Annotated in this window: 2 protein-coding genes; one reads left to right on the forward strand and one right to left on the reverse strand. The window is 56.1% G+C overall.

The features are described 5' to 3' along the window. Positions 1–119, forward strand: a 119-nt coding sequence (locus Q7L55_00005; GenBank protein MDO8730950.1) for a hypothetical protein, incomplete at its 5' end; no start/stop codon positions are given. A 49-nt stretch (positions 120–168) separates the two neighbouring features. Here Q7L55_00005 and Q7L55_00010 read toward each other — a convergent pair. After that, the gene (locus Q7L55_00010; GenBank protein MDO8730951.1) at positions 169–1,185 is read right to left on the reverse strand and encodes an IS630 family transposase; all 1,017 of its coding nucleotides are present in this window, start codon (positions 1,183–1,185) and stop codon (positions 169–171) included. Positions 1,186–1,264 lie beyond the last annotated feature (79 nt).

The raw sequence follows: 1,264 nt of genomic DNA on the forward strand, positions 1-1,264 counted from the left end.
CCTATCCCACGGGGGTCAAGGTCGCCGATGATGAACTCGCCGCAGTGCGGTTGGAACCGGCGGCGTTCCACGGCGAATGGAACTACAGCATCGCACCGCGAACAAGAGCAATTGCTTAAGTTATTTCCTGACGGCGCCTAAGTAGGATAGCATAAGTTCTTTTCACTTCTAGGCGACCAATTGCTTTACCGCTTTGGGTGACAAGGATTCGAAGAATTGGTGGGCAGCCGCTACCAAAGAATCGATATTGCCATGCAGTCTATCGGCGGCTACTTTGTCTTTCAGGCGCCACCATACCTTCTCTACAGGGTTCTCCGCGTGCCCGCTATAGGTAGGCAACCACAGCAATTCTATCCGTGAATGATCCGTGAGCCATTGACCAACGATCTTTGCTTTGTGAATGCTGGCGTTGTCCAGCACGATGAGAATTTGACCGCTCGGATACACCTCCAGCAACTGCTCTAAGAAGGCGATGAAGTCTGCTGCCTTCTTGCTCCCATATATGGCATGTGTCCAGCGTCCCGTGTCCCACTCCAGAGCCCCAAAGATCGAACGCTTACGATTCTGCCCTGGCGTCGGTATACGCGTCTGATGCCCTCGGCGCATCCACATCGCTCGCAACACAGGCAGGAGATGCAGGTCACACTCATCGGCGCACAGGATGACCGCATCGCTCGGCACACGCAGCAACCGCTCTAACAGTCGCCACATCTTGACCGCCGCCTGCGGGTCTTTGGGCAACTTGTGCCGAGGCCGACGCCACCTGAAATCCAGCGCCAATATTACCCGCCGAAGGGTTGCCTGGCTCACCTTCAGGCCGAGGCATTCCGCCAGATGGCCAGCCAACGTGACCAACGTCCACAAGCCAAAGATGTATTGGGTTGGCGCAGGGCCGTTCTCTACCTCTCGCTCAATGAACTCACGGGCGGCCGCATCGACGTGACACGGCCGCCCAGTTCTAGGGCAGTCGCGCAGACCCTTCACCCCTTCCGCCTCGTAGCGCTCAATCCAACTCCGGACGGTCGCTTCATCGTATTCGAAGATCTCCGCGATCTTGGGCACGCTGTAGCCCCGACTGGACAACAGAATCATCCTAATTCGTTCGCTGACCCGGCCGACCTCGCGGCGGACAAGTCGTTTCAGTTCTCGGTGCTCACGTTCATCGAGCGGTCGTACATAGATCATGGTGGATGCTCCCTTCTACATAAAGAAGCATACCACCGAGCTCCAAAAAGTGCAAAGAACTATTGCAATCCTACTTAGT

It is taken from the genome of Actinomycetota bacterium (assembly GCA_030650795.1).
Taxonomy (GTDB): Bacteria; Actinomycetota; Actinomycetes; order S36-B12; family S36-B12; genus UBA11398.

Excerpts from the sequence above, each read along its gene's own strand:
- Q7L55_00010 (MDO8730951.1), bottom strand. The coding sequence starts at position 1,185 with ATGATCTATGTACGACCGCTCGATGAACGTGAGCACCGAGAACTGAAA.